Origin of the sequence: Acinetobacter lactucae (genome assembly GCF_001605885.1) — a bacterium.
Taxonomy (GTDB): Bacteria; Pseudomonadota; Gammaproteobacteria; order Pseudomonadales; family Moraxellaceae; genus Acinetobacter; species Acinetobacter lactucae.
On the sequence record NZ_LRPE01000004.1, the window covers coordinates 163868 to 185494 of the forward strand.

20 protein-coding genes are annotated in these 21627 nt (G+C 37.3%); 16 read left to right on the forward strand and 4 right to left on the reverse strand.

Going from position 1 to position 21627, the window contains the following annotated elements; genetic code table 11:
* Positions 1-92 precede the first annotated feature (92 nt).
* The 3 genes from fba to AWW73_RS01985 form a co-directional block, all read right to left on the reverse strand.
* The gene (fba, locus tag AWW73_RS01975; protein WP_016145083.1) at positions 93-1130 is read right to left on the reverse strand and encodes a class II fructose-bisphosphate aldolase; all 1038 of its coding nucleotides are present in this window, start codon (positions 1128-1130) and stop codon (positions 93-95) included.
* A gap of 121 nt (positions 1131-1251) precedes the next feature.
* Positions 1252-1497 carry a hypothetical protein gene (locus AWW73_RS01980; RefSeq protein WP_002121463.1) on the reverse strand — a complete coding sequence of 82 codons (246 nt, stop codon included), beginning with the start codon at positions 1495-1497 and terminating at the stop codon, positions 1252-1254.
* A 123-nt stretch (positions 1498-1620) separates the two neighbouring features.
* A complete protein-coding gene (locus tag AWW73_RS01985; RefSeq protein ID WP_062848594.1) occupies positions 1621-2808 on the reverse strand; it encodes a phosphoglycerate kinase in 1188 nt (395 codons plus the stop codon).
* A 138-nt stretch (positions 2809-2946) separates the two neighbouring features.
* On the opposite strand from AWW73_RS01985, the gene AWW73_RS01990 reads away from it, so the two are divergent.
* The 14 genes from AWW73_RS01990 to putP all read left to right on the forward strand — a co-directional run bounded on the left by AWW73_RS01990 (position 2947) and on the right by putP (position 16563).
* Positions 2947-3330 carry a DUF2237 family protein gene (locus AWW73_RS01990; protein WP_031948157.1) on the forward strand — a complete coding sequence of 128 codons (384 nt, stop codon included), beginning with the start codon at positions 2947-2949 and terminating at the stop codon, positions 3328-3330.
* The gene (locus AWW73_RS01995) at positions 3330-3923 is read left to right on the forward strand and encodes a Maf family protein (protein ID WP_016145081.1); all 594 of its coding nucleotides are present in this window, start codon (positions 3330-3332) and stop codon (positions 3921-3923) included. The genes AWW73_RS01990 and AWW73_RS01995 overlap by 1 nt, the downstream gene beginning before the upstream one ends.
* A 30-nt stretch (positions 3924-3953) precedes the next feature.
* Positions 3954-5117 (forward strand): ribosomal protein uL16 3-hydroxylase, encoded by a 1164-nt coding sequence (locus tag AWW73_RS02000; protein ID WP_062848595.1) that lies wholly within the window; start codon positions 3954-3956, stop codon positions 5115-5117.
* A 367-nt stretch (positions 5118-5484) separates the two neighbouring features.
* Positions 5485-6048: a TetR/AcrR family transcriptional regulator gene (locus AWW73_RS02005; protein WP_016145079.1), complete on the forward strand. Its 564-nt coding sequence runs from the start codon at positions 5485-5487 to the stop codon at positions 6046-6048.
* Between the two features lie 468 nt (positions 6049-6516).
* The gene (locus AWW73_RS02010) at positions 6517-6828 is read left to right on the forward strand and encodes an ArsR/SmtB family transcription factor (protein WP_002121379.1); all 312 of its coding nucleotides are present in this window, start codon (positions 6517-6519) and stop codon (positions 6826-6828) included.
* Positions 6829-7235: 407 nt separating this feature from the next.
* Positions 7236-8438, forward strand: coding sequence for a serine/threonine transporter SstT (gene sstT, locus AWW73_RS02015; protein WP_062848596.1), 1203 nt, complete (start codon positions 7236-7238; stop codon positions 8436-8438).
* A 5-nt stretch (positions 8439-8443) separates the two neighbouring features.
* Positions 8444-9124 (forward strand): YoaK family protein, encoded by a 681-nt coding sequence (locus AWW73_RS02020; RefSeq protein ID WP_062848597.1) that lies wholly within the window; start codon positions 8444-8446, stop codon positions 9122-9124.
* 3 nt (positions 9125-9127) lie between these two features.
* On the forward strand, positions 9128-9664 hold the full coding sequence (locus AWW73_RS02025) for a DUF2058 domain-containing protein (RefSeq protein WP_062848598.1): 537 nt from the start codon (positions 9128-9130) through the stop codon (positions 9662-9664).
* A gap of 364 nt (positions 9665-10028) precedes the next feature.
* On the forward strand, positions 10029-11876 hold the full coding sequence (locus AWW73_RS02030; RefSeq protein WP_062848599.1) for an ABC transporter ATP-binding protein: 1848 nt from the start codon (positions 10029-10031) through the stop codon (positions 11874-11876).
* A complete protein-coding gene (locus AWW73_RS02035) occupies positions 11876-12316 on the forward strand; it encodes a MaoC family dehydratase (protein ID WP_016141222.1) in 441 nt (146 codons plus the stop codon). The genes AWW73_RS02030 and AWW73_RS02035 overlap by 1 nt, the downstream gene beginning before the upstream one ends.
* Before the next feature lie 108 nt (positions 12317-12424).
* Positions 12425-13450 carry an AraC family transcriptional regulator gene (locus tag AWW73_RS02040; RefSeq protein WP_016141223.1) on the forward strand — a complete coding sequence of 342 codons (1026 nt, stop codon included), beginning with the start codon at positions 12425-12427 and terminating at the stop codon, positions 13448-13450.
* A gap of 37 nt (positions 13451-13487) precedes the next feature.
* A complete protein-coding gene (gcvH, locus tag AWW73_RS02045) occupies positions 13488-13862 on the forward strand; it encodes a glycine cleavage system protein GcvH (protein ID WP_016145072.1) in 375 nt (124 codons plus the stop codon).
* A gap of 90 nt (positions 13863-13952) precedes the next feature.
* Positions 13953-14660 (forward strand): SIR2 family NAD-dependent protein deacylase, encoded by a 708-nt coding sequence (locus AWW73_RS02050; protein ID WP_081033796.1) that lies wholly within the window; start codon positions 13953-13955, stop codon positions 14658-14660.
* Positions 14661-15072: 412 nt separating this feature from the next.
* Positions 15073-16563, forward strand: a complete 1491-nt coding sequence (gene putP, locus AWW73_RS02055; protein WP_032034828.1) for a sodium/proline symporter PutP — start codon at positions 15073-15075, stop codon at positions 16561-16563.
* A gap of 34 nt (positions 16564-16597) precedes the next feature.
* Here putP and AWW73_RS02060 read toward each other — a convergent pair whose 3' ends face one another.
* The gene (locus tag AWW73_RS02060) at positions 16598-17086 is read right to left on the reverse strand and encodes an Lrp/AsnC ligand binding domain-containing protein (RefSeq protein ID WP_004792785.1); all 489 of its coding nucleotides are present in this window, start codon (positions 17084-17086) and stop codon (positions 16598-16600) included.
* 124 nt (positions 17087-17210) lie between these two features.
* Between AWW73_RS02060 and putA the strand changes: the two genes are divergently transcribed.
* Together putA and AWW73_RS02070 are read left to right on the forward strand one after the other, a co-directional pair.
* Positions 17211-20963 (forward strand): trifunctional transcriptional regulator/proline dehydrogenase/L-glutamate gamma-semialdehyde dehydrogenase, encoded by a 3753-nt coding sequence (gene putA, locus AWW73_RS02065; RefSeq protein ID WP_062848600.1) that lies wholly within the window; start codon positions 17211-17213, stop codon positions 20961-20963.
* Positions 20964-21067: 104 nt separating this feature from the next.
* Positions 21068-21541: a GrpB family protein gene (locus AWW73_RS02070; RefSeq protein ID WP_062848601.1), complete on the forward strand. Its 474-nt coding sequence runs from the start codon at positions 21068-21070 to the stop codon at positions 21539-21541.
* Positions 21542-21627: the final 86 nt, after the last annotated feature.

Consider the following 21627-nt stretch of genomic DNA (forward strand, 5'->3'; position numbering starts at 1 on the left):
TGTTTATCACAGGTTTTTTTATGAATAAAATTTACCCATAAAAAACCGGTTATATAAATAACCGGTTTCTATAAATTACACCCTGACGGGAATTATTTATAACGATCAACCATTTTCTCTAAAGAAATTGGGCGAATCTTGTCAGCATTTCCAGCTGTACCAAACGCCTCATAACGATCAATACAAATTTGCTTCATTGAATCTACAGTTTTAGCAAAGTATTTACGTGGATCGAACTCAGATGGGTTTTCGGCCATGAACTGACGAATTGCACCAGTAGAAGCTAAACGTAAGTCTGTATCGATATTGATCTTACGAACACCATGTTTAATTGCTTCTACAAGCTGTTCAACAGGTACACCATAAGTCTCTTTAATATCACCGCCAAACTCATTGATTACTTTCAACCACTCTTGCGGCACAGAACTTGAACCATGCATTACAAGATGAGTATTTGGTAACGCTGCATGAATTTCTTTAATGCGGTCAATTGCCAAGATATCGCCTGTAGGTGGACGAGTAAACTTGTAAGCACCATGTGAAGTACCTACAGCAATCGCCAATGCATCTACATTAGTATCGGCAACAAACTGAGTCGCTTCTTCAACAGAAGTAAGAAGTTGTGAATGATCAAGTACACCTTCTGCACCGACACCGTCTTCTTCACCAGCCATACCAGTTTCAAGGCTACCTAAACAGCCAATCTCACCTTCGACAGAAACACCACATGCATGTGCTAAAGCAACAACATTACGAGTTACATCAACATTGTATTCGTAAGAAGTAGGTGTTTTACCATCTGTACCTAATGAACCGTCCATCATCACTGAGCTAAAGCCAAGCTGAATTGAACGCTGACAGATATCAGGGCTGGTTCCATGGTCTTGATGCATTACCACTGGAATATGTGGCCATTCTTCAATTGCAGCCAAAATAAGATGGCGTAAGAATGGAGCGCCTGCATATTTGCGAGCTCCAGCTGATGCTTGAACAATTACAGGTGAATTGGTTGCATCCGCGGCAAGCATAATTGCACGCATTTGTTCTAAGTTATTTACGTTAAATGCTGGTACGCCGTAGTTATGTTCAGCAGCGTGATCCAAGAGCTGGCGCATTGAAATGAGTGCCATAATATCCTCCCAGGTAGTGCGGCTTATTCTACCCTGTCATTTATTTCAATTCAGCAACAAATCACAGTATTTCAAAAAAAATCCCCGCATTTGCAGGGATTTTTTAACAAAAAACAACAAATTAATGTGTTTCTGAAGCAGCAGCCTCACTTGGCGCACTACCTTCAACCACATCTGTATTCTTTTCATCTAGAACTGGCTTATCAATCGCATCAATTGCTGCTTGTTGCTCAGGTGTTACTTTTTCAGAAACAGCAGTAGAAGCTGCCGATTCTTGTCCAGCTTGAGATGCTTCATCTTTCTTAGCACAAGCAGTCAACATCATCGGTACAATTAACATAGCAGCAAATGTAAGCTTCAAATTCATCACTATTGTCCACAGTTGGTGATTTAATGCTCATTATTATATTGCAGATATATGACAGTTTCATGACTTATCAATGAAAAAGGGATTGGTCACCCAATCCCTTCTTATTTCTATATAACAGTATTAAGCACGTTCAAGTAAAACAGCCACTGCTGGCAAAGTTTTTCCTTCAACAAACTCAAGGAATGCACCACCACCTGTAGAAATATAACCAATTTGATCAGCTACGTTATATTTATCAATCGCAGCTAATGTATCACCACCACCAGCAATCGAAAATCCTTCAGATTGTGCAACCGCAAGGGAAAGCGCTTTTGTACCTTCACCAAATTGATCTACTTCAAATACGCCTACTGGACCATTCCAGAGAATCGTTTTGGATGTCGTTAAAATATCAGCAAAAGCTTTAGCAGTTTCTGGACCCACGTCTAAAATCATGTCATTCGCAGTCACATCTTCTACTTTCTTCACAACAGCTTGAGCTGCTGCTAAAGAACCTAAGAAATCTTCAAAATTAATTTGTGATGCATCAGCAACCACAACATCTGTAGGAAGTGGAACATTTACTTTTGCAGCAATTTGCTTAGCAGTTTCAATCAAGTCAGCTTCATATAATGATTTACCAACATTAAAACCAGCAGCTGCCAAGAATGTATTAGCAATACCGCCACCAACAATCAGTTGATCACAAATAGTAGAAAGTGAGTTTAAAACATCGAGTTTAGTTGAAACTTTAGAACCCGCAACAATTGCAACCATTGGTTTTTCAGGAGTTTGCATTGCGCGGCCTAGTGCGTCTAACTCAGCAGCCAATAAAGGACCAGCTGCCGCAACTGGAGCGAAACGAGCTACACCTTCAGTAGATGCTTCTGCACGATGAGCAGTACCAAATGCATCCATAACAAATACATCACATAAAGCCGCATATTTTTGTGCAAGCTCTGGATTATTTTTCTTTTCGCCATGGTTAAAGCGCACATTCTCAAGCAATACCACTTGACCAGCTTCAACTTCAACACCATCAAGATAATCTGTTAACAATTTAACTTCTTGGCCCAATACTTCTGTTAAATAAGAAGCTACTGGTGCAAGTGATTGTTCTGGCTTTGGTTCACCTTCAACAGGACGACCTAGATGTGAAAATACCATCACTGCTGCGCCTTTATCTAAAGCAGCTTTAATCGTTGGTAATGCTGCACGTAAGCGAGCATCGCTAGTAATCACACCATTTTTGACAGGAACGTTTAAATCTTCACGAATAAGGACACGTTTGCCTGTTAAGTTAAGGTCAGTCATACGCTGAAAATTCATGTAAAGCTCTCTTTATGATTTTAAAAACGCGCCAATTTTAAATGATTACATCAAAAAAGGTTAGTTTTTTTGCATAAAAGCTGTAGAAAGCCCCAGTTTTGATTATGATAGAGGTAGTTATTTGATATTTCACCCATTATGTCTATTCATCCAGATCCACAAATCAATCGCTTAAATGTTTTAGGGGAACCTTTAGCAAGTTGTTGTTTTGACCCTATTACAGGCTATTTTAGAAATGGTTTCTGCCATACGGCAGTAACAGACCTTGGTCAGCACACCGTATGTGCACAAATGACCTCCGATTTCTTAAATTTTTCTCAGAAAATTGGTAATGATCTTATTACCCCTTTACCAGAAGTAGGCTTCCCTGGCTTAAAACCGGGAGATTTCTGGTGTATCTGTGTAACTCGCTGGGTAGAGGCTTATCAAGCTGGTGAAGCCCCTCCTGTTAAAATACATGCATGTCATCAAGCTGTATTAAGCTATGTACCTTTAGATGTATTAATGGAATTTGCAGTGTAATGGTTCAGCCACAAATTATTTTGGCATCCAGTAGTCAAACTCGCAAAGACTTAATGAATCGTCTTGGAATTAATTATATCTGTGTAAGTCCGGATATTGATGAAAGTCCTCGTGGTGAAACCCATGCCGATGAACTTGCGAAAAGACTCGCTTTCACAAAAGCCCAAGTGATTGCTGCACAAAATCCTAATGCGATTGTTATCGGTTCAGATCAAGTTGCTTGGCGAGAACATGCTCCGCATGACTTTATTGGCAAACCGATGACTATTGAAAATGCTAAAGCACAATTAGCCGAGAATTCTGGTCGAACTGTCTTTTTTAGCACTGCCCTCAGCGTGCAATGGCTCGATAGAAATTTTGAACAAACGCTCGTTGAACATTATCAAGTAAAATTTCGAACACTGAATCAAGCTGAAATTGAACGATACGTTTTATTAGATCAACCACTCCATTGCGCTGGTAGCTTTAAGTGTGAAAGTTTAGGAATTAGCTTGTTTGAAAAAATGATAGGCCTAGACCAGACAACACTTATGGGTCTTCCTATGATTCAACTTTGCCATATTTTAAGGCAGCTTGATCTACAAATTCCTTAATTCTAGATATTTTATAAATAGGTTATTTCCATGACAGAACCTTTAACAGTTTTAGGCGGTATTACTGCCGAGCAATTTTTAGCAGAGTATTGGCAAAAAAAACCTTTGTTGGTACGTAACGGATTGCCAGAGATTGTAGGTCTTTTAGAACCCCAAGATGTGCAAGAACTTGCTTTAGAAGAACATGCAAGTGCCCGACTCATTCGCCAAAAAGATAGAAACCCAAATGAATGGCACGTAAAGTCTTCACCTCTAACCAAAGGTGACTTTCAAAAGCTACCGAAATTATGGACTCTTTTAGTACAAGCAGTAGACCACTACTCTTTTGATCTTTCTGAACTCTGGAAAAAATTTCCTTTTATTCCTCAATGGCGCCGCGATGATATTATGGTGTCATATGCACCTAAAGGTGGCTCGGTTGGAAAACATTTTGATTTTTATGATGTATTTCTAGTTCAAGGTCATGGTCATCGTCGCTGGCAGTTAGGACAAATGTGTGATGTAAATACTGCATTTGTACCAAATCAACCTTTAAAACTTCTACCAGAAATAGATGTGCAATTTGATGAGGTTTTAGCACCAGGCGATTTACTCTATGTTCCACCTGGAATAGCACATTATGGGGTTGCCGAAGATGACTGCCTAACTTTCTCATTTGGCTTTCGCATGCCAAACGTTGCAGGAATGATGGAACGTATTAGCGATCAATTTTCAGCTAATATTTTACTTCAAAATCCTGTTGTAGATATCGCACGCAAACAAATGAGTCAAATTGGTGAAATTAACTCAACTGAACTAAGTTATCTAAAAGACTTAGTTTTAGCTCAGTTGCAAGACTCTACAGCACTTGATGCAGCAATCATGTCATATATGAGCGAACCTAAATATCCAGATAATATTCCAGAACCTGATGAGATCGAAGCCGATGATCTTCAAGAGATCTTACATGAAGGTTATGAAGTTTTATTAGAACCTGCCTCTCGCCTACTTTATACAGAAAATAACGGAATTCTAAACTTCTGGGGCAATGGCGAAGCACTATGTATAGCTGAAAATTTCGCACCAAAATTAAAAGCCATTGCTGATGGAGAAAGCTTAGCTTTTGATAGCCAATTCAATGATATTGAAATATTAGAAAATGTTGCTTACTTACTTAATGAATCTATTTTGATGCTCTTGCCACCTTCAGAGTAAGAAACTTTAATAAAAGTGGACTTTCAAACCAATGGGAAGTCCACTTTTTAATGAGCAAACAAACTCAGAAAATAAACTTGTTTATTACTCACTAATTTTTTGTCTGAAATTTTACAGTGGCTTATGATAAAAATTTTAAATTAAAAGATTTTGAAAAACGACTGCGTAAAAGAAAGTCTTAATTATTTTAAAATATAGTCGAGAATTTATGCCCCTGTTCCTTATAAGTAAGACTTAAGGGTTTAAAAAAATAATATCTTTTTTCTATCAATAACAAACAATACCTTGTAAAATTAAATAATCTAGATTCTCATTGATAAAGATCACCATTCAAGCTAATAGCAATTCATTTGTGAGAGGCTAAAATATGTCGAAAAAAGATGACATTATTAACACCGCATTAAGACTTTTTAACTCGTATAGCTATAATTCTATAGGTGTAGATCGCATCATTAATGAATCTGGCGTTGCAAAAATGACTTTTTACAAGCATTTCCCATCAAAAGAAAAATTAATTGAAGAGTGTCTACTTTTACGCAATACGCTTTTACAAAACTCTCTTACTTCAGCCTTATCAAAACACGATGAGTCAGACCCGCTTGCGAGAATTAAAGCAGTATTTTTATGGTATTCCGACTGGTTTAATAGTGAAGATTTTAATGGCTGTATGTTTCAAAAAGCATTGGAAGAAGTGTTAAAACAATACCCTTCAACCCATCAACCTGCCACTTTATATAAAGCTTGGTTGACTCAACTCATTCAAAACCTTCTTAATCAGTATGATGTAAAAGAACCAGTTCCATTATCTTTGTTATTAGTTAATATCTTAGAAGGTATGACCATTCAAGCCCAAGTCGAACATGGTTCAATAAAGATTAATGATTACTGGACTCGAGTAGAAAAATTAATCGATTTCGAAAGAGCTGCATAAAAATAAAGCGTGATATTCTTCTTCTTATATTTAATGATTCTTCTTATGTATCACGCTGCGTCTGAAAGTCATTTTGGTTCAAATTTAGACGTTTTTTTCGACCTTACTAAACCAAAATATACAGACCTGTCTGTACAAAACAGATTATATATTTAAAAAATAAAAACTCAATCATTTTTTATGATTTACTTGAAGATAAATTAGATTTAACTATTTATCGGAAGTAAATTTGAATGATTTTAGGTTGACTTCGATTCACTTATACTTAACAATTACACTCATAACACAATGCAACATTTTAAACACAAAAGAAATACAAATAGTTGTTTTTAATTAAAAAGACTGCTTATTTATCAATTCTCCTTATATTGCTTTTCAACAAAAACAATTGGATTGATTAGTTTTGCTACATTCATTTTCATAAGATCAATCTATACTATGCCCGCTATATTGATATAGGTATAAAGTATGAAAGATGGACTCCAAATTGAAGAAATGAAAAATGCGGCTGATTCAGTCGTTGGAATTCTTAAATCTTTGGCTAATACAGATCGTTTATTAATTTTATGTCACTTAGCTTATGAGGAGTTAAATGTTTCTCAAATTGAAGAGAAGACCCAAATTACCCAGCCTACTCTTTCACAACAACTTATGATGCTACGCAAAAGTGATGTTGTATCAACTCGTCGTGATGGCAAGCAAATTTTTTACTCTATTAAGGATGACAATATGCATTCAATTTTAAATACGCTTCATCAGCTGTACTGTGCAAGTAAATAATATTTTTTAAATTATAAATTTATAATAATAGTAGTAACTTCCTGAAATATGCGATTTTTCAGCTTGAAAGCTTAGAGTCCAATCCAAGCACAAAGTTTTGAAAATTCGCGTAGCTTTTCCAAAAGCTCAACCATATCTAACTTTTTGCCACTCTATTTTCTTTAGTTTATTCCAAACTTTCACAGCTTTTTGATATATCTAGTTTTTTAATGAGCAATTAACAAGCAAAATCACCAACTATAAAATTCAAAATATTAAATTAAATATATTAAAAACAATTATTTAATATTACCATTCATTATAAAAACTTATAGGTGCTATAAAAAAGCTTAAGATTCACATCACTTAAGTATAAAATACTCCGCTTGTTCAACCTTTAGCCATGATTAGGTTAATAAGGCCTTTATATGCTTGCATTCTTTTCTCGATTAAGCTTAGTCACTAAGATTATTATCGCCATTATTCTAGGGATAGGCGTTGCATTACTATTTCCGAACGTTACGCCTTACTTAAGTTTATTTGGTGAGCTTTTCATTAAAGCCTTAAAATCGGTTGCTCCTATTTTAGTTTTTGTATTAGTGCTTTCTTCTATTGCCAACTTTCAAGTAGGTCATAGCGCGAATTTACGTCCTATCATGATTTTATATGTGGTAGGTATGTTGCTTGCTGCTTTCACAGCTGTGGTTGTCAGTCTTTCATTCCCAAGCACATTATTCCTCAATACAATTTCACATAATGATTTACAAGCGCCTGGTAGTCTCGCAGATATATTAAAAAATTTGCTTTTAAGCTTTATTGCAAACCCTGTTCAAGCAATTAGTGAAGCTAACTTTATTGGTATCTTAGCTTGGGCAGTTGGCCTAGGTTTAGCTATGCGCCACAGTTCAGATACTACCAAACAAGTGATGCAGGATGTATCTCATGCTGTAAGTGCTATTATCCATAAAGTAATTGCTTTTGCTCCTGTTGGTATTTTCGGGTTAGTTGCCGTGACTTTTGCTGATGCTGGTCTTGCAACACTTGAGAGCTATGCACACTTATTAGTGGTGCTGTTAGGCACCATGTTCTTTGTTGCTTTAGTTATCAACCCTATTCTTGTTGCCCTTACTATACGTGGAAATCCATATCCTCTCGTATTTAAGTGTCTAAAAGAAAGTGGGATTACAGCTTTCTTTACGCGAAGCTCAGCAGCCAATATTCCGGTTAACTTAGATTTAGCAGAGCGTTTAGGTGTTAACCCATCTACAGCTAGTGTATCTATTCCTCTAGGCGCAACAGTAAATATGGCAGGTGCAGCAGTTACGATTACCGTACTTACACTCGCAACTGTAAATACGCTTGGTATTCATGTTGATTTTGCAACAATGGTTATTTTATCAGTTGTTGCTACAGTTTCAGCTTGTGGCGCTTCTGGTGTTGCTGGTGGTTCGTTACTTCTAATTCCTGTAGCTTGTAGCCTATTTGGTATTTCAACAGAAATTGCTATGCAAGTTGTGGCTATTGGTATGATTATCAGTGTATTGCAAGACTCGACAGAAACAGCCCTTAACTCTTCTACAGATGTTTTATTCACCGCAGCTGTAGATATTCGCTCTAAACAAGCGTCTTAAGCAAAATGCCCTTTCAACGCCTACCAAACTGGTTCCAATTTGGAGCTTTTTTGCTGGCATTTAATGCCGGAATGATTAATGTATTAGGGTTAATTACCCTTTTACATCAATCTATTTCACATATGACTGGCAACGTTAGTATGCTAGCGATGAGTTTGGTAGGGTGGCAACCAGAACATATTATTTTTTTGCTTCTGGTGATTATTTGTTATATTTGCGGTTCATTTTATAGTGGTTTTATTTTAGGTAGCAGTCATTTTCGACTGGGTCGTCGTTATGGCTTACCTTTGAGCCTTGTTGCCTTATTCATTTTCCTTTGCTGGCTATTGCTTCCTTATTTTCCGCGCTATGGATTATTATGGGCTTGTACAGCAATGGGTTTACAAAATGCGATGGTAAGTCACTATAAAGGAACAATCATCCGCACTACCCATCTATCCGGAGTGCTAACAGATATTGGTCTAGCGCTTGGATACAAAGCCAGAGGCTTAATTGTAGAAAATCGACGTATTATTTTACATTTACTTATTTTTGCTGGCTTCCTACTAGGTGGAATTCTTGCCGCTGTAGTACATCCATATTTGAAGCTACAATCATTTTTATTGCCAGCAATTTTAAGCTTAGCCTTAAGTATCTGTTACTGGGTAGTTTATCTTTATAGCACTTCAACTTCACATAAGGATTAAGACATGGTTAAAAATGCCTTACAAGCCCAGCTATTAAAAGCGGGTTTAGTTGATAATAAAAAAGCAAAAAAATTAACTAAGCAAGCTCATCACGAACAACGTCTTGGACTAAGTGATGAAGCTGAAATTAAAGCGAATGTTGAAAAGGCTAAACAAGATAAATTAGCTAAAGACCAGGCTTTAAATTTAGAGAAACAGAAGCAGCTTGAAGAAAAAGCACTTAAAGCATCAATCATTCAGATGATTAAACAACATAAGATTACTGATTTTGCTGGTGATGTGGCTTATCAATTTATTGATGAAAATAAAATCAAAAAAGTTTATCTATCTCAGCAAGTTTATAATGCACTTGTTGCGGGCAGTTTAGTTATAGCTAAAGATCAAGATCAATACGCCTATCTACCCAAAGCATTAGCTGAAAAAATTGATCAAAAAATGCAAGGTTTCATTTTAATTAATAATGCTGAGAAAAATGAACAAGCCACCGATGAAGAAGATCCATATGCAGCATATGTTATTCCAGATGACTTAATGTGGTAATACCATTCTTTGGCCTTTAGGAGACATATCTAAAGGCCCTTTTCAACTCAATGTGCGGCAATAATAATTTAACAAATATTCAAAATATTAAGAAAAAATACTTAAAGAATAAATTCGTTTACCCTTTATCTATTAATCTCGATATAATGAAGAATATTTTAGTCCTCGCGACGTTCTTGAAGGTTTCTTCAAGTCTCCAATTTTGCGTCATCTATTAATTAAAGACGTACAACATAATCAGTTCATGTGTATTTGCACATATTCAAAAGATCAAAACCCAAAATGAAATTGATCTAACTGACTTTCTGCAAATTAAATTGCAAAGACTTAAATGAAATGGCTTTTGTCTCAAAGGTAGTAATTCATGCTGAAGTGGTTTGAAAAACTTGTAGATCCCTACCCAACTAAAGGTTTGGATGAACCTTTACCGACTCGTTTTTTTCCATTTGTCTGGCAAGCTACGGAAGGTGTACGCCCTTACTTATTCTTACTTATTCTTTTTACAGCAGGAGCTGCAAGCTTTGAAGCCTTACTTTTTTCAAAGATTGGACAACTGGTAGATTGGTTAAGTAAAAGTCAACCTGAAAGCTTTTTAAGTCAACATGCTACTGATTTACTCATTTTGATTGGTGTTTTATTTACCAATATCTTTTTTGTAAATATACAATCTATTATTAAACATCAGATTCTATATAGCACTTTTCCAATGCGTTTGCGTTGGCGTTTCCATAATCTTTTATTGAAACAAAGCTTAGACTTTTTCCATAATGACTTTGCAGGAAGACTTTCTGCTAAGGTGATGCAAACAGCATTAGCAGTCCGTGAATTCTGGATCATCTTGGGTGACATGTTGGCTTATGTCAGCATTTACTTTATTACGGTTAGTATTGTTCTTGGCGCAATTTCGCCAATCTTACTTATTCCTCTTTTAGTTTGGTTAAGTCTATTTTTATTAAGCGCATGGTTCTTTATCCCTCGCTTAAGTAAAGTTTCTCAGCAACAAGCCGATGCGAGAGCGATCATGACGGGGCGTGTAACAGATGCCTACACCAATATTCAAACTGTAAAACTATTTGCTCATGCTGGTCGTGAAAGCCAATATGCAAAAGCATCAATGAAAGAGTTTATGACCACAGTCTATGCTCAAATGCGCTTAGGAACCCTCTTTGAAGTCAGCATTAATATGTTGTCTGCTGTCTTGTTTATAGGCGTAATTGGTACCTCAGTTTGGCTATGGACTCAAGGTTTAGCGGCATTAGGTGTTATCGCAGCAACGACTGCAATGATTTTAAAACTTAATAGTATGGCTGAATTCATGATGTGGCATATGTCAGCCTTATTTGAAAATGTCGGCACCATTCAAGATGGTATGCAAACATTAGGTAAAAAAATCAATATTCAAGATAAGCCGGACGCAAAATCACTGAACGTCACCGAAGGCGAGATTGTATTTAAAGATGTAAGCTTTGCTTATAACAATAAAAATGTAATTGATCACTTCAACTTACATATTAAAGCAGGCGAAAAAATAGGAATTGTTGGACGCTCTGGCGCAGGTAAGTCCACGCTGATTCAGTTACTTTTACATTTTTACCATCTTAAACAAGGTGCAATTTTAATTGATGGTCAAAATATTGAAGATGTAACTCAAGATAGTCTAAGAGCTAATATTGCTTTAGTGACTCAAGATACGTCTTTGCTACATCGCTCGGTTGCAGAAAACATTAAATATGGTCGCCCAGATGCGTCTGATGCAGACATGGAAAATGCTGTAAATAAAGCTAAAGCTGCTGAATTTATTCCGCAATTAGTTGATTTAAAAGGACGTAATGGTTATAACGCTCAGGTAGGTGAACGTGGTGTCAAACTTTCTGGTGGTCAAAGACAGCGTATTGCTATTGCACGAGTATTCTTAAAAGATGCTCCAATTCTTATTTTAGATGAAGCAACCAGTGCATTAGACTCGGAAGTTGAAGCAGCAATCCAGTCAAGTTTAAATGACCTGATGGTTGATAAAACCGTTATTGCAATTGCACACCGTTTATCTACTATTGCACAAATGGACCGTTTAATCGTTCTTGATGAAGGTCGAATTGCTGAGCAAGGAACTCATGAAGAGTTAATTGCGCAAGATGGTATATACGCACAATTATGGAAACGACAAACAGGCGGTTTCTTAATTGAGCAAAAAGTATTACAGGGTCAAGATTAATGCTTTATTTAGAAGATTTGAAAATTGGTGATCGTTTCATTAGCCGTGAATATGAAATTACCTTAGATGAAATCAAAAAATTCGCAAGCTCATATGACCCTCAACCCTTCCATATAGATGAAGAGCAAGCTAAGCACGATCCAATTTTTCAGGGGATCGCTGCTAGTGGTTGGCATACTTCTGCAATTACTATGCGGTTATGGACAGAATGTATGCCGATTCAGGGTGGCTTAATCGGTTCAGAATCAAGTTTACGGTGGCCACGCCCTACTCGACCAGGTGATAAAATACATGTTGAAGCTGAAATTTCAGCAATCACACCATCCAAAACAAAATTAGATCGTGGTATTGTAAGTTACGTTACGCAAGCCTTAAATCAAAATGGCGACGTATTACTTATTTCAACAACAAAAATTGTTGTCTTTAAAAAGAATGTTTAAAACATGGTTGATATGATTGTCTAACAGTTTTTATAAACTCAGATTATATTTCATGACAAGATGTGTAAGAAATGCATGTGACAAATTGATGAGAGCAATGGAACGCATATGAAAATTACCTCAGCTCGTCAAGATCAGGGTATTCCAGGAGTCTATGGCTTATTGCTATTAGATGTTGTTTCACGTTGGGGATATAACGATGAAACATTATTTGCTCCATTTAATCTTACTAGTGAACAACTGGCCGATCCTGATTATCGTATTTCTACACCAGTAGCAAATGAACTGGTTAAACACGCTCTTAATTTAACTGGTGAAACTACGTTGGGTTACCATCTCGGTACTCAAATGCGTATTTCGATTCATGGCTTCATTGGCTATGCAATTATGACAGCCAAGGATATTACAGAAGCAATTGCTCTTGCAGCACGCTTTATTCAACTACGTTTACCCTTTTTACAGCTCTATTTTTCAACGTTTGGTCCCAAAGCGACCTTACAATTACAATGTGATATAGAACTTGAGCCTTTACGTACAGAAATCGTTTTAGGCTTGACCATTGGTATTATGAGCATGGCCAAAGCGATTACGGGTATTGAAGACTTAGCCGGCGATGTAGATTTAGATTTTCCTGAACCGGAAGGTTTTGAAAAGTATAGAAATAAATTAAGCAGCACAATTCGCTTTAATCAACCCCATTTAATTTCAAGTTTTGATAAAAAATACTTAGGACTTAAATTAATCAATTCAGATCCAATCGCCAGTCAAGTTGCCATTAATCAATGTGAAGCTGAACTTTCTGCTTTAGGTGAACGCCGCCGTTTAGCAATGCGTGTTCGTGATATTTTAAGTAATTCTGAACAACATTATTTAAGCATCGAAAATGTAGCTGAATGTCTACATATGTCAGATCGGACGCTCAAGCGTCAATTAGCGGCTGAAGGAACTTCCTTTTCTACATTGGTTGATGAAGTGCGCTATCGACACGCAACTTCTTTGCTTTCACGTACAGACTATAGTCTTGAACAAATTGCAGATGAACTTGGCTATTCGGACGTTGCAAATTTTAGCCGTGCTTTTAAACGCTGGAGTGGCCGCAGCCCGAGCAACTGGCGTAAAGACCCATACTTATAATGTTTAAAACTATTGGACACAAGCTTAAGGAGTTACCATGAATCATCCTTCGGAACTGAAGTATGCACGTACACACGAGTGGGTAAAGATTGAGGGTGATCTTGTTATTACAGGGATCACCGATCATGCACAAGATGAACTTGGCGATTTGGTCTATGTTGAGACTCCAGAAGTTGGAAGCCAAGTTACCGCTGGCGAACAAGCTGGTGTAGTTGAGTCAGTAAAAACTGCATCTGATATTCACGCACCTGTGTCAGGTACAGTAGTAGAAGTGAATACTGATCTTGAAGATGATCCTGACTTTGTAAATGAAGACCCATATGGTAAAGGCTGGATTTATAAAATTAAACCAGACAATATTGCAGATGTTGAAAAACTTTTAACAAATTCAGAATATGAAGCTGGCTTATAAAAGATAGGCATCGTTTTCAATATTTGATAAAAACCAGTTTAGTCTTAAACTGGTTTTTCTTTATCTATTTAAAATTAGTGGTATGAATAGGTGACTTCTATGACAAAACTTGTTGTATTTTCAGGCGCAGGCATGAGTGCCGAAAGTGGAATCAGCACTTTTCGTGACAGTAATGGTCTATGGGAAAATTACGACATCCAACAAGTTGCCACACCTGAAGCATGGCAAAAGAACCCTGCTCTAGTTCAACGCTTTTATAATGAACGACGTAAAAATATTTTAGAGGCTAAACCTAATGAAGCACATCAATATATTGCCAAACTACAAGACTATTTTGACGTACAAGTGATTACTCAAAATATTGATGATTTACATGAACGGGCTGGGAGTTCCAACGTTTTACATTTGCACGGAAATATTCGTTTAGCGAAAAGCTCTGGCCCGCATGCACAATTTACAAATGAGTTTTACGATATTAATGGTTGGAAACTAGATTTAGAACACGATTTTTGTCCAGATGGCTATCCGTTGCGTCCACATGTTGTCTGGTTTGGTGAGGCTGTACCTGCTTATGAAGAAGCAATTAGATTAGTGCAAAGTGCGGATATTTTTATAGTAATCGGGTCCACGTTAAGTGTATATCCGGTTGCGGCTTTAGTACATGAAATTTCAGATCACTGTAAAGCTTACTATATAGATCCAAATGCAGATCATCTGCGTGTTCCCCACCAATATGAATTATTAAAGATGTCAGCGACTCAAGGAATGCATAGATTTTTTAAAAATTTAATCGGCTAATTGCTATTTTTAGACACTAAATAAGCCCAACGTGAATAAAAAAAATTATTAATTGAACAAAAAATTGTCGATTTTTTTAAGTTTATTCTAAATTTCTATAAATTTTTTTTGACCAATAGCCTATTTATAATTCTATATCGATTTAGTTTTTTTCAGAATGGCGTTTTTTTGCTGAAAAATTTAAAAAAAATAAATATTAAAAAATTATAAGTTAATGATTAATATTATAATTTTACATCTATAAAATCAATTTATTTCAAGTTACACAATGATACAAAAGTACAATATAAAAATAACAGTGCAAAAAAAATCTTTTGTGGTTGAATCTCAACCTCTTGGATGCCGTACAAGAAAACAGCGACCTGGATTAGGTTACAATCACGGATTATGGATATAAGGACACACATCCATTATGAGTTATTTTGATCCCACCCTCATCATGTTTATGGTGTACATCGTAGCAATGGTTCTTATTGGCTTATTTGCCTACCGTGCTACAAGCGACTTCTCAGATTATATTCTCGGTGGTCGTAGTTTAGGCAGTTTCGTAACTGCATTATCCGCAGGCGCATCAGACATGAGTGGTTGGCTGCTCATGGGTTTACCAGGCGCGATTTATCTTTCTGGTTTATCTGAAGCGTGGATTGCAATTGGTCTTATTATCGGTGCTTGGCTTAACTGGCTACTGGTTGCTGGTCGATTACGCGTTCATACTGAAGTCCAAAATAATGCACTCACGTTGCCAGATTATTTTACAAGCCGTTTTGACGATCAGAAAAAAGTACTCCGTATTTTTTCTGCGGTTATTATCTTGGTTTTCTTTGCAATTTACTGTGCTTCAGGCATGGTAGCAGGCGCCCGTCTATTTGAAAACTTATTCGGAATGTCTTACAACACAGCTATTTGGCTCAGTGCTATCGCAACCATCAGTTATGTTTGTATTGGTGGATTCTTAGCAATTAGCTGGACTGATACATTCCAAGCTGGCTTAATGATTTTTGCTCTGTTGTTAACACCAATCGTAACCTATCTTGCAATTGGCGATACGACTCATTTCGTTACGCTCATTGAAACTGCTCGCCCACATGCATTTAATATTATTTCAGATTTAAGTGTAGTGGCGGTTCTATCCTCCATGGCATGGGGCTTAGGTTACTTTGGCCAGCCGCACATTCTTGTGCGTTTCATGGCTGCTGACTCTGTAAAATCAATTCCTGCTGCTCGTCGTATTGGCATGACTTGGATGATCTTATGTTTAGTTGGTGCTGTCGGCGCTGGTTTCTTCGGTATTGCTTACTTTGAGCAACACCCTGAATTAGCAGCAGTTGTAAGCAAAAACCCTGAAACAGTATTTATGGAATTGACTAAAATCTTATTCAATCCATGGATTGTAGGTATCATTTTGGCTGCGATTTTAGCTGCTGTGATGAGTACGTTGAGCTGCCAGCTTTTGGTATGTTCAAGTGCATTAACAGAAGATTTATACAAAGGCTTCATTCGTAAGAATGCATCTCAGAAAGAGCTTGTATGGGTTGGCCGTGTTATGGTTCTTGCGATTGCTGTTCTTGCGATTGCTCTTGCTGGTAACCCAGACAGTAAAGTTCTTGGTCTTGTTGCTTATGCATGGGCTGGTTTCGGTGCTGCATTTGGTCCGCTTATCATCTTGTCATTGTTCTGGAAACGTATGAATTTACAAGGTGCTTTAGCAGGTATGATCGTTGGTGCAGTCGTAGTTATTGGCTGGAAAAACCTTTTCGCAGACACTGGTGTTTACGAAATTATTCCAGGCTTTATCCTTGCATTTATCAGTATCATTGTAGTGAGTCTTTTAACTAAAGCGCCAAATACGACAGTAACTGGTCGCTTTGAAAAAGCAGATGAACTCTACAAAGAAAGCGTATAAGTCATTGAAATAAATAAAAGGGGCTTCGGTCCCTTTATTTATTTTTGGTTTTGATTTTAATTTTTGAAGTATCTTTTACAACTTGCATGACTGGATAACTACGAGTTTCTTTTACTCCTGGTAATTGCCACAACACCTGCCCCGCGATTCTTCTAAACTCTTCCATACTGCCACTTCGCAATTTAATTAAAAAATCAAACCCACCACTCACCATATGGCATTCAACGATTTCCGGGTAGTGAACAACAGCATCAATAAACTCATCTAAAACGTTAGGTGTCGTTTTATCTAATAACACCTCAACGAACACCAAAAAATTTGCGTTCAACTTAACCGGATTTAATTTCGCTTCATATCCTAAGATGAATTCATCTTTCGTTAATTTTTGAACTCGGGCCATAACAGCAGTTGGCGACAAGTTAACAAGTTCGGCCAATTTACTATTAGAAATTCGTCCATCTGTTTGAAGAATATCCAAAATTTTTAAATCAGTGCGATCAAGGCTTAATATTGGGCCATTCATCTGAATTTTCCTCTAAAAAATGGGCTAAATATAGTGAGTTATTCGGTGTTTCTTCTGTAATGATAAATTATCTAAACCTCTCTACTCAAGATGAGTTTACGAGAGCTGGTTGGCGGAAACAGATATGAACACAATGGATACTTTTCATCAAATGGATAAATCTCACCAAGGCTATATCACCGAATTTAACGATAAAAGTGAGTTTGAACAACGCATCAATACAGCTTGGCGACGTGCTGAACCAGAAGCTGTAGAAGAGCTATTACAAGCTGCCGCGGTATCTGATGATTTAGATCATAAAATTTATGACCTTGCTTTTAATCTTGCCAATAATTTACGTGAACGTAAGACCTCTTCGGGTAAAGCAGGTATTGTTCAAGGGTTATTACAAGAATTCTCTCTTTCTTCACAAGAAGGCGTGGCGCTCATGTGTCTTGCCGAAGCTTTGCTTCGTATTCCAGACTCAGCAACACGTGATTTGCTTATTCGAGATAAAATCAATCAAGGTAACTGGAAAGAACACGTTGGCCAAAGCAGCTTAATGTTTGTAAATGCTGCGGCATGGGGTCTCATGTTAACTGGTAAGCTGATGGAAACTCCAAAGCAAACTAGTCTTTCAAGTGTACTTACTGGCCTTTTAGCACGTAGTGGTCGTGGTATTATTCGTAAAGCCGTTGACGTTGCAATGCGTATGATGGGTGAACAGTTTGTGACTGGTGAGACCATTGAAGAAGCTGTAGACCATGCCAAAGTGCTTGAAGATAAAGGGTTCCGCTATTCTTATGATATGTTGGGTGAAGCAGCTTTAACCGAACATGATGCTGAACGTTACTTTAACGATTACACACAAGCCATTCATGCAATTGGTAAAGCGTCTAATGGCAAAGGCGTTTATGATGGCCCGGGTATTTCAATTAAGCTTTCTGCTTTACATCCTCGCTATCAACGTGCGCAAATTGAACGTGTTCATAAAGAACTCTACGGCAAAGTATTTGAACTCGCTCTTTTGGCTAAAAAATACAATATTGGTTTAAATATTGATGCAGAAGAATCAGAGCGTTTAGAAATTTCTCTTGAGTTACTTGAACGTCTTTGCTTTGAGCCGGAACTTGCAAACTGGAAAGGCATTGGTTTTGTAATTCAAGCTTATCAAAAACGTTGTTTCTTCGTGGTTGATTACATTATTGACCTTGCTAAACGCAGCCAAAAGCGTCTCATGATCCGTCTTGTAAAAGGTGCGTATTGGGATAGCGAAATTAAGAAAGCGCAAATCGAAGGTATGGATGACTACCCTGTCTTCACTCGTAAAGTACATACAGATTTATCTTATATCGCTTGTGCTAAAAAATTACTTGCTGCGCCAGAATTTATCTATCCGCAATTTGCAACTCACAATGCTCAAACATTGGCAACAATCTATCATTTAGCTGATCCAAGCAAATATTATGCTGGTCAATATGAATTCCAATGTTTACATGGCATGGGTGAACCGCTTTATGAACAAGTTGTGGGCCCACGTGAACAAAATAAATTAGGCGTGCCATGCCGTATTTATGCTCCTGTTGGTAACCATGAAACTTTGTTGGCTTATTTAGTTCGTCGTTTACTTGAAAATGGCGCAAATACTTCATTCGTTAACCGTATTGCCGATAAAACGCTTAAAGTTGACGATCTTATTCAGTCTCCAATTTACGATATTCGTAATGCAGCTAAGCTTGAAGGTTCGATTGGTTTAAAACATCCATCAATTCCTCTACCTTTAGATATGTACGGAACACTTCGTAAAAACTCTAAAGGCTATGATTTAGCAAATGATGCTCCACTTGCAGCTCTAGACAGCACAGCTCAAGAACTACGTAATCGTGTTTGGCAAAGCCATCCATTATTGGCAAATAACGATTCATTAGAGCAAGGTCATTCTGTTGCAATTACAAACCCAGCACAAAATGATGAAATTGTTGGTTATGTACAAGAAGCTGATCTTAAGCATGTCGAAATTGCGCTTAACTCAGCTGAACAAACTCAATCAGAATGGTCAAATACGCTTAAAGAACAGCGTGCTCAACACTTAAAACGTGCAGCTGACCTCATGGAAAGCCGCATTCAAGAATTGATGGTTTTACTCTGCCGAGAAAGCGGTAAAACTTATGCCAATGCGATTGCAGAAGTTCGCGAAGCTGTAGACTTCTTACGTTACTACGCAACTCAAGTTGAAAACCTACCAGAAAATACAGCTATTCAGCCTTTAGGTACTGTACTTTGTATTAGCCCATGGAACTTCCCTCTTGCGATTTTTTCTGGCCAAATTGCTGCAGCATTAGTGAGTGGTAACTGTGTTATTGCTAAACCTGCTGAACAAACACCATTAATCGCAGCTCAAGCAGTTCAGATTTTATGGGAAGCCGGTATTCCACATGGTGCTGTACAGTTACTTCCTGGCCGTGGTGAAACAGTCGGTGCTCAGCTTAGCCAAGATAGCCGTATCGATGGCATTATGTTTACAGGTTCGACTGAAGTTGCAAAAATTTTGCAGAAGACCGTTGCGAAACGTTTATCTGAAAATGGTCAATCGATTCCTCTCATTGCAGAGACTGGCGGTCAAAATGCAATGATTGTGGACTCATCAGCATTAACTGAACAAGTTGTACTCGATGTTGTAAGTTCTGCTTTTGATAGCGCGGGTCAACGTTGCTCTGCTTTACGTATTTTATGTGTACAAGAAGACAGTGCTGCAACCGTGATTAAAATGCTTAAAGGTGCAATGCAACAGTTGATCGTAGGTAATCCTGCAATTTTAAAAACTGACATTGGTCCTGTTATTGATGACGAAGCAAAACAAACGATTGACCAGCACATTCAAAAAATGAAGTCTAAAGGCTATCCGGTACATCAGTTGATGTTCGGTGCAACAAGCCAGAATGAATTAGATAAAGGAACTTTTGTTGTACCAACAGCAATTGAACTCCCTAATCTTGATGACTTACAACGCGAAGTTTTTGGTCCAGTTTTACACATCATTACCTATAAGTATGGTGAGCTTGAACAACTCATTTCACGCATTAATGCCAAAGGCTATGGTTTAACAATGGGTCTACATACCCGTATTGATGAAACCATCCAAACAGTCATTCAACATGCTGAAGTGGGTAACCTTTATATCAACCGTAATATTGTTGGTGCTGTTGTTGGTGTTCAACCATTCGGTGGTGAAGGTTTATCTGGTACCGGTCCAAAAGCTGGCGGTCCGCTTTACATGTATCGCTTAATGCAACATTGTTCAAACAAAGTATTGGCAACACCATTTGCCATGAAGACTGAGCAAACTGCTTTTGAAGGCTTTAACCGTGAGATTTATCAGAGCTTACAAAATTGGGCGAAACAGCATTTACCGCAAGAAAATCGTGCTATCGAACCATTTGGTGTTGGTAAATTCTATGAGTTACAAGGCCCTACTGGGGAAAGTAACCAATATATTATTTTGCCGCGTCATCGTGTTCTTTCAATCGCTGATACAGAACAAAATCAGTTGCATCAGTTGCTCGCAATTTTTGCAGTGGGTAGCCAAGCGGCCGTAATGCCAAATAGTCCATTGTTGGCAAAATACAAACAAACATTGCCAAAAGATGTGCTTGCTGCAATTACTACAGTTAAAAACATCTCATCAGATGATTTTGATGCAGTTTTACATCATGGTAATCGCGAAGAGATCTTCTCATTACAGCAAGAGATTGCTACTCGTTCTGGTGCAATTGTTGGTATTACCCATGTTGAGCCGAATGAAACTATTCCACTTGAGCGTTTAGTGATTGAACGTGCAATTAGTGTGAATACAGCTGCGGCTGGTGGTAACGCAAGCTTAATGACAATGACTGATTAATACCTAACTTTCTAAAAAGCCCAAATCTCAGTATTTGGGCTTTTTTATTTAATCAAGTAATCTATTATTAAATATATAAACTTTATCAATTCGAGATTCTAATAATGGTCTTTTTAGAACCAGAACAATATCAACAAAGATGCGCTCAACTTTTTAATTCATATCACAAAGCTATTTGCACCCTTCTACCATTTGCCAAAATTGAGCATATTGGTTCATCCGCTATACCGAATGCTATTTCTAAAGGTGATCTAGATATTTACATTCAAGTTATGCCTGAGCAATTTGAATGCGCAATTGAACGCCTAAAAACACTCAACTTTATCGAAAAGCCAAATACACTAAGAACACATGAACTTTGTATGCTCGAGTCACTCAACGACGATGATGTCGCTTTTCAAATTGTAGTATCAGATTCAATATTCACATTTTTCTTAACATTTAAAAATAAGCTTATAGAATCACCCACATTGGTCAATGAATATAATCAATTAAAATTACAGTGTAATCATTTAGACCCTGATCAATATAGAACAATAAAAGCAGATTTTATTAATCGCGTTTTAAATCAACTCTAGTTTAGGTACCTCTTTTCTCTTATGTATATCTGGTTAAAATTGGCTCCTGTAAGTTCAATTTTTTTGATACCATTCACTATTTGATT